Here is a 7,500-nt window from a genome sequence, read left to right as displayed (position 1 = left end):
GACGTAAGAAAGTTTGGGCGAATAAGAAACTAAGGTGCAACGACTCCCTATGAGTCGTCGTCGCAGCTCGCGAGTTTCATAGATAAAATAGCTCGCGACCGTGCTTAAACTCAATGTTTCTCCCTAAACTCAGTAAAACGCTCTATGGATCGGCATTCAGGTTGAAACATATAATCGCTTTCGCATTTTGTTACACCGAACTCACGTTAATTTAGGAATATTGAATGTTTAGAATTGGAAACGGGATCGATTTTCATAAGTTGGAAATAAACCAAGACCGTCCTCTGATCCTGGGAGGGGTGGAATGCGAGTCCGAGTTTGCGCTCGTAGGTCATTCCGATGCGGACATTATTTTGCATGCGATCTCTGATGCGATTTTAGGGGCTTTGGCTTTGGGGGACATCGGTCGATACTTTCCCGATACCGATCCAAAATTGAAGAACATCGATAGCAAGATCATTCTCGCGAAATGTTTGAAACTGATGAAGGAAAGAAATTTCCGACTCGTCAACGTGGATTGCACCGTGGTCGGAGAAAGGCCCAAAATCGCTCCTCTCAAAGAAAAAATTACGAAATCGCTGAGTAACCTTCTCGATCTTCCGACCGATTGTGTTTCCGTGAAAGCGACGACCACCGAAAAGATGGGAGCTTTGGGACGCCAGGAAGGGATCGGAACGTTTTGTACGATTCTTTTGGGAAAAGAGTCTTAGAATCCGTCTCTGCCCCAAAACTTTAAAATGTGGAAACTACCATTATTTTTTTCCCGGATCCTCGAACGCGATCCTGGAAATTTCGGATTTTAGAATATTCTTTTTTTCTTTAATCGTTTTTGGGACCCGCATATCGATTTTATGAAGGGTCGCTTTGGCGATCGTAATTTTTTTTCCTTCCAGGTTTTCCATAATCACTTCTTTGTCGTCCTGTCCGATCTGCTTACCGTCCAAAATCGAACCGTCCCGTAAAAAAGCCCGATCCATCACTCCGCCTTGAGGATCGGGAATCACGGTTTCAACGTCCACGGAGGATTCGTCAAAACCTACGATTTTTACCTGGGTCAAAGGATCCCCCGATTTTAAATGGACGATAATTTTACCGGATACAGCCATCTGATACAAGGTCTGATCGACGGAAATCTTTTCGGGATTCCAGTTACTGGCGTATATGCTCTCTTCGCAGAATTCGATCGTTCTTGTTCGGCGGACCAAGGTGATCGCCCAGCCGCCTAACACAGTCACTATATAGTCCTTCCAGTTTGTAACTTCAGTGACGCGTAACGTTTGTCCCGGTCCCGGCTCGGGTTCGATTTTACGAAATACCGGAACCAAACCGAACAGAAAGGAATACAGAGGTTCTACGGAAACGATCTGACAACTCGCGTCAGCGGAAGCTAAAACGGTCCGATGGCCTTTATCCCCGCTGACTCTTTGATCGATCTTGCAGTTTGCGAATAGGATCAGAATGGAATAGAAAAACAAAATGTAAAATCTAAATTTCATACGAAATCACCTAGAATGAAACGGGAATTTGATTGTTTGAGAGTATATCATGAAAAGATATTATAAGTGCAACGCAGAACCTTGCCCTTGCCGTTTTTTGCCTGAACGGTTGTGTTGCTCAATCCGCCGAATTGGATCACCTGCATGTTCGCAGGCGAACAAATGGACGAAGTCCAATAGTAACCGTTTACGGTTTGCGGGAACAGACTTTCGTTGACGGTGGTTCCGGAATTTCCGGGACACTGATCTGCAGTTCCACAAGAAGGTCCTTTGGAAAAACCGTTGCATAGGACCAGGGCGCTTAGACGGTTAAAATCCCCGGCTCTCAATACGTTCATAGGAATATTAGGAGGCGATAATATTTGTTGCATCTCTAAACACGCGTTTTGAAACGCGAAGTTTCCGTAGATGTCGCAAGACGCGTCGGCGGTGTCGCAAAAGACGATGTCCGTGTTCGCTCCGTAATTATCGCTTTCGTTTCCCTTTCCCTTACAATCGTTGAAGCCCGGCCTCCAAACCTGGCCATAAGAACATTTCGTCCAAAGGTCTCCGGCCGGAAATAAAACGGTTCCGTTTACTCTGTCTTCGGGAAGGGCGGGACTTACCGTCACGGTATAACTTTGAGCTGCTCCCTTGGAATCCGTAAACTTATAGATCACGGGATTGGTGAAATTCTGAATCGACGTTCCCGAAACTTGCGTTTCTCCGTTCACTTCCAGTTTGGAATTTTCGGGAATCAAAAAGTTAGGCTTTAAGGAGGTTAGATCGGTTCCGTTCGGAACCGCAACGCTAACCGTGGATGTAGGTTGATTCTCGGTGATTCCTCCCGCGCAGATTCCGGCGATGCAATAAAAGGGAAAGAACGCGGAAAGATCTAAAGCGAACGCTTGGATTCCATCAGAGCGAGGGATTTCATCGGTGTGAAGGCGTAAGACGGAGGAGACCGCAAGAAGAAGTTGTTCCTCGCAGTTCGGACAGTCTTCTTTCGCGGGGAAAGCGGTATCGGTGACGATTTTAGAAAGAGGATTTAAAAAACAGTTCACAAAGAATCCGCAGACAAAAAGAGGTAAAAAAGTTCGAAGAATTCTTCTCATATTAAAAATTTCCAATAAAAGCAGTGTATACCGATTGGAAATAACTTTCAGCTAAAAAAGGACTTTTAATAAACGCATTATAAAAAAATTTCATGGAATCGTTAAACGGACATAGACGAGGTTCGTTTAGAATTTTTGAATACAGTGGAAAAACGCATTCCTAAGACCCCGGTTGCTTTTGTAAACTGATGAAACTTCAAATTTCGCCGAAAGATTTAGGAAGAATTTATAGTCTTAGGGATCCGGGACGTTAAAACTAAAATTTTCAAAAATATCTATCGGAGCTTTTTTGTAAATCAATGCGTCCGAGCCGTTTTCATAATAATGTTTTCTTACATGAATTCTTTGGAAGCCGCACGACTCGTACAAAGCGATTGCCGGAGAATTCATAGAATCGACTTCCAGAAAAAACGTTTTGTCCTTTTCGAAACTCAGAAAATGCTCCAAAAGTTCTTTTCCCTTTCCTTGCCTTCTCTGACGGGAATGCACCGCGATTCGATAGATTTCTATCTCGTCACCGACGAGTTTATAGAGAATGTAACAAAGATCAGTCGAACCGATTCCTGAAAACTCTCGAAGGTGAGAGTATAGCATTTCTTTTGTCCAGGCGTGACTACCGAAACAATTCTCTTCCAAGGCAAAGAGCCAATCCAGATCAGTTTTATTGAGAACTTTTATATCCAAAATAGAAAACTCACTTTTGTTTTTTGGTCAAATTATAGTTGCTGAAGTTCAATATTCAATCAGGATTCGGTATTTGACTTTCGGATAGAATGACTGATTTCGGAAATTTTCTCTGAAGGATATGAATTGAGGAGTTGATATGAAAAAAATAGGTAAAATTGTATATGCAGTTCCCTTTGCGATTTTTGGATTATTTCACTTTATCTCGGGTCCTGCGATGACGGGAATCGTTCCTTCTTATATTCCTTTTCCGATCGTTTGGGTTTATGTAACCGGGCTGGCTTTGATTGCGGCTTCGGTTTCTGTGATTACCGGAATTAAGACGTATTTGGCGACGGTTCTTCTTGCGGTTCTTTTGGGAATTTTTGTGGTTTTGGTTCATCTTCCGGGTGCGGCTGCGGGGAATCAGGCCTCCACAATCGCACTTTTGAAAGATGTTTCTCTTTTAGGAGCCGCTCTTCTGATTGCAGGAACTTCAAAAGACTGACTTTTTCCTCTAAAAAGCGGGGAAAAAACTCCGCTTTTTCTTTTTTTTCGAAAATTCAAACTGCAGTTTCCATTTCTAAAACCGCATCAATTAGGGGAGAAGGGATTTTTTCCTTAAGCCGATACTCATAGAAAAGGGTCGATTCTAACCTAGGAAATCGTATGTTTCAAAATATCCTGCGCCTGATCTTAGCTTTACTAAAAATTCAAATTTTCTTTTATAAAAGTTTTGGAAACTTCCCATCCGGTTCTAAGGATTCGGATTTCCGCAACCGTGTTGCATTCAAAGACACGGATTCCGATTTTCCATGGAAACGGATTTTTTTGTTCTTATTTTTGTTCGTTTTTGTCTCCTGTGAAAGGTCCAAAAATTTCGGATTTCAAAACCGGGGAGATAGGCCTCCGGCTGTGGAAGATCTGGAAGCGTGGAAAGAGAGACTTGCGATGGAGGAAGCGGAGCTCGTAGAATTGGAGAAGAAAATTTCTTCAATGGCTCAAAAGACAAGATCTGCGGGCGCTCTCAGTTGGAAAATTGCCCAGGGTTATATGAAAATCGGCAGCTACGATATGGGAGTCAAATTTTACAACCGAGCGTTGAAGGAAAACAACGAAGGGAAAAAAGTGGAAATCGTAGGCGCGGAACTTCATTTTTTCGAGCCTGCGATTCCATTTTTTGAAAAAGCGCTTCTTCTGAAGCCGATCGATCAACAACTCTTGTTTGAAACGGCTCTCGCTTATGCGAACGCTTCGAAAGACAGAGGTTGGGAGACCGTAAGAAGACAGATCGCGATTGATCTTTTCACTCATCTGGCCATTCAGGATCCCCGCGATTCGCGGTTTCCGTTTCAACTCGCTCTCATCTATTTCGATTCTTCCATGCCGGATTCTTCCTGGGAAGGCGTGTCGGCCGGTTTTCATGATCAGGACAAGGCTCTTCGAATCCTGGATGATATTATCAAAAAAGAATATAAAAATGTTCCGGCCCGTTTTGCCAAAGCCAACTTCCTGTATCGCCTCGGTAGGACGGAAGATTCCAAGGAAGAATATTTAAAGGTCAAAAAGACGATCGAGGAATTGAACGACGCCGGTCTCGTTCGCGGAGGTCTTGAAAAGAACGATTCGTATCAAAACGTACTTCAAAACCTGAAAAAAATCGAAAAGAGTTCCTCGAAAGCGGAATGAATCCTCTCGTTCTCGCCGATCCCAACGTCTCCAAATTTTGTTTGAAGAATAGAATATTCGAAAAATTGAATTCTTGGATGAGTTTGAGCGAACACTTGGAACGTTTTTTCCCTTCTTCCGTTTTACGGGAGGCTTTGTATGCCTCGGAAAAAATTTCAAACGATTTAAAAAAGACCGGATTTTCGGTTCTTTCTTTTTTTGATCCGGAATATTCTTCTCTTTTAAAGGAAATATACGATCCTCCGTTGGTTTTGTTTTATAAAGGGAATTTGAATATTTTAGATCTATCCTTTGCGGCGGTTGTAGGTACGAGAAATCCTTCTCCGATTTCCCGTTATGCGGCTGAGTTGATGCCTTCCTATTTGAAGAAAAACGGCTTTTCGGGGATCGTTTCCGGTTTTGCTAAAGGAATCGACGCAACGAGTATGAATGCTGCGTTAGACGAAGAGTTGGCGGTTATCGGAGTTATGGGAACCGGGCCGGAAACGGAATATCCTTTTGAAAACAAAAAACTCTATCAGAGAATGAAGGATTCGAAACGAACTTTGATTTTGACGGAATATCCTCCCGGTCAAAAAATTTTGAAATATACGTTTCCAAAACGGAATCGAATTGTGACGGGAATATGTAATTCCGTTTTTATTGTGGAAGCTCCTGAAAAATCGGGCGCGATCTCGTCCGCCTACAACGCATTGGAACAAAACAGAAATATTTTTATCTTTTCCGATCCGCGTCAGACGAAAAATCAAGGAGGGGAAATTCTAATTCGAGATGGAGCGGTAAGTTTGGATCTGAATGATATCTCTTTTGGGATGAGAGAAGTTTTTCATATGAATTATCTTTTGCCGGATTCCCAATCGAAAATTCCGGGAATGCTTGCAGAACTTTCCGAGAAACGCTTTTCTGGTGAGTGGAGATCGATCGGTTCCGGTTATTATGCGAAAAAAACTTTTTTCCAACCTATTCTTCCGGGCCTCTGATCCGGTTCCCGCTTGGTCGCTGGGACTTTATAGAATCATATTCGGTATTCTGCTTTTTATATTAGTATTTCGTTATTTTACAAACGGCTGGATTTCCAGATATTTTTTGGATCCGAGTTTTCATTTCAAATTTTACGGCTTTTCCTGGATCGGAGTTTTTCCCGGTTGGGTTTTGTATCCTCTTTTTGTTTCGCTTCTTTTTTTTGCGGTTTTTATCTCCTTGGGAATCTTTTACAGGATTTCTGTTTTTTGTTTTTTTCTGATTTTTACGTATGTTAACCTTCTCGAAGTTGCGGTTTATCTCAATCATTACTATCTCGTTTGTCTATTACTTTTTATTTTGATTTGGATTCCGGCAGATAGGGCTTTGAATATATTTCATATTTTTAGAATATTCAAAAGTGGATCGATTGAAGAGATAGATCCGATTCCGCAATGGAGCCTTTATATACTTAGATTTCAGATTGGAGCGGTTTACTTTTTCGGAGGAATCGGTAAATTGGTTCCGGATTGGCTTTTCGACGCGCAACCGGTGCGAATCTGGCTTCTTCGTAATTCTGATATTCCGCTTTTCGGTCCGATTCTTTCCATGTCGGCTACCGGATACTTTTTTAGTTATGCCGGTTTGATGTTCGATCTTTCGGTTCCTTTTTTATTATTATTCCGCAAGACGAGAATGTTAGGATATTCTTTAGTTGTAATATTTCATTTTTTGACTTGGAAGTTGTTTCCGATCGGAATGTTTCCTTGGGTTATGATTTTGAACGCCACTTTGTTTTTCTCCCCGACTTGGCCGGTCGATCTGTTTCAATTTCTGAAATCCAAAAGTATGCTTCCGGACCGGGAGAACATTTTTCATTTTTTGTGGACCCGTTTTCCGATTCATTTTAAGAAGTCGGTTTTGGCTTTTATCGAATCTTATTTATTTTTTTTAGAATCTAAGTCTTCTATTTCGGAAAAGTTTGTTTTTTATAAAGTTGAGGCGCTGAGAAAAAAATTCGGTTTTCTTTTATCGGATCGTATTCTTCGTTATTTTTGGATTTTTTACGTTCTTTTTCAGTCTTTATTTCCTCTTAGACATTTTTTATATCCGGGAAATCATCTTTGGACGGAGCAGGGCTTTCGGTTTTCCTGGCAGATCATGTTGGTCCAAAAGAACGGGATTGCCTCATTTCGAGTGGTGAACCAACAAACTGGGGAAACGAACGTAGTTCTTCCGGAATCTCATCTCAACGAAATCCAGAGGATTATGATGAGTTATCAACCGGATCTGATTCTGCAATTTGCTCATTGGGTCGGTAAAAATGAAAAGGAAAAAACCGCTCAGGAAGTTTCAGTGTATGCGGACGTTATGGTTTCTTTAAATGGAAGGAAAAGCCAAATCCTGATCGATCCGGAGAGAGATTTGATGAAGGTTTCCAATTCTTTACTCAATAAAGAATGGGTTTTCTCCGGAGACGAAGAATAATTTTTTAAACCGAAGTAAAGGACCGCATGGATACGGTTCGATTCTGAAAACTATGATGAATAAACTTTACTTTCTCTTCGGGTTTCATCGCGCCTAAAACGTAAAAAATC

The 7,500-nt window shown here is 41.8% G+C and carries 9 protein-coding genes (1 of these 9 cut by a window edge); 5 read left to right on the top strand and 4 right to left on the bottom strand.

Features of this window, described 5'->3' with window-relative positions:
• The first annotated feature begins 224 nt into the window (after positions 1-224).
• On the top strand, positions 225-710 hold the full coding sequence (ispF, locus tag FHG67_RS17630) for a 2-C-methyl-D-erythritol 2,4-cyclodiphosphate synthase (RefSeq protein WP_004502367.1): 486 nt from the start codon (positions 225-227) through the stop codon (positions 708-710).
• 42 nt (positions 711-752) lie between these two features.
• On the opposite strand, the gene FHG67_RS17625 is transcribed toward ispF, so the two are convergent.
• The 3 genes from FHG67_RS17625 to FHG67_RS17615 form a co-directional block, all read right to left on the bottom strand.
• Positions 753-1,496: an LIC_13076 family protein gene (locus FHG67_RS17625; protein WP_020782753.1), complete on the bottom strand. Its 744-nt coding sequence runs from the start codon at positions 1,494-1,496 to the stop codon at positions 753-755.
• Positions 1,497-1,543: 47 nt separating this feature from the next.
• Positions 1,544-2,590, bottom strand: coding sequence for a hypothetical protein (locus FHG67_RS17620; RefSeq protein ID WP_004498614.1), 1,047 nt, complete (start codon positions 2,588-2,590; stop codon positions 1,544-1,546).
• Between the two features lie 234 nt (positions 2,591-2,824).
• Positions 2,825-3,274, bottom strand: a complete 450-nt coding sequence (locus FHG67_RS17615; protein WP_036085992.1) for a GNAT family N-acetyltransferase — start codon at positions 3,272-3,274, stop codon at positions 2,825-2,827.
• A 139-nt stretch (positions 3,275-3,413) separates the two neighbouring features.
• Between FHG67_RS17615 and FHG67_RS17610 the strand changes: the two genes are divergently transcribed.
• The 4 genes from FHG67_RS17610 (at position 3,414) to FHG67_RS17595 (ending at position 7,390) form a co-directional block, all read left to right on the top strand.
• Positions 3,414-3,761, top strand: coding sequence for a DoxX family protein (locus FHG67_RS17610; protein ID WP_002619751.1), 348 nt, complete (start codon positions 3,414-3,416; stop codon positions 3,759-3,761).
• A gap of 161 nt (positions 3,762-3,922) precedes the next feature.
• Complete coding sequence (locus FHG67_RS17605) at positions 3,923-4,942, top strand: tetratricopeptide repeat protein (RefSeq protein ID WP_004497200.1); 1,020 nt, start codon at positions 3,923-3,925, stop codon at positions 4,940-4,942.
• Complete coding sequence (gene dprA / locus FHG67_RS17600; RefSeq protein ID WP_004498620.1) at positions 4,939-5,922, top strand: DNA-processing protein DprA; 984 nt, start codon at positions 4,939-4,941, stop codon at positions 5,920-5,922. The genes FHG67_RS17605 and dprA overlap by 4 nt, the downstream gene beginning before the upstream one ends.
• Positions 5,879-7,390: an HTTM domain-containing protein gene (locus tag FHG67_RS17595; protein ID WP_004498612.1), complete on the top strand. Its 1,512-nt coding sequence runs from the start codon at positions 5,879-5,881 to the stop codon at positions 7,388-7,390. The genes dprA and FHG67_RS17595 overlap by 44 nt, the downstream gene beginning before the upstream one ends.
• 4 nt (positions 7,391-7,394) lie before the next feature.
• Here the strand turns inward: FHG67_RS17595 and ygiD are convergent, their stop codons facing one another.
• A protein-coding gene (ygiD, locus tag FHG67_RS17590) for a 4,5-DOPA-extradiol-dioxygenase (RefSeq protein ID WP_004498617.1) crosses the window boundary here: on the bottom strand, positions 7,395-7,500 show its 3' end. 668 nt of this gene lie beyond the right edge of the window; the window shows 106 of its 774 coding nt (coding positions 669-774); its start codon lies beyond the right edge, outside the window; its stop codon occupies positions 7,395-7,397.

Source organism: Leptospira weilii, assembly GCF_006874765.1.
Taxonomy (GTDB): domain Bacteria; phylum Spirochaetota; class Leptospiria; order Leptospirales; family Leptospiraceae; genus Leptospira; species Leptospira weilii.
The sequence above is the reverse complement of the archived record's forward strand: the minus strand, read 5'-3'. Positions and strand labels throughout refer to the sequence as shown.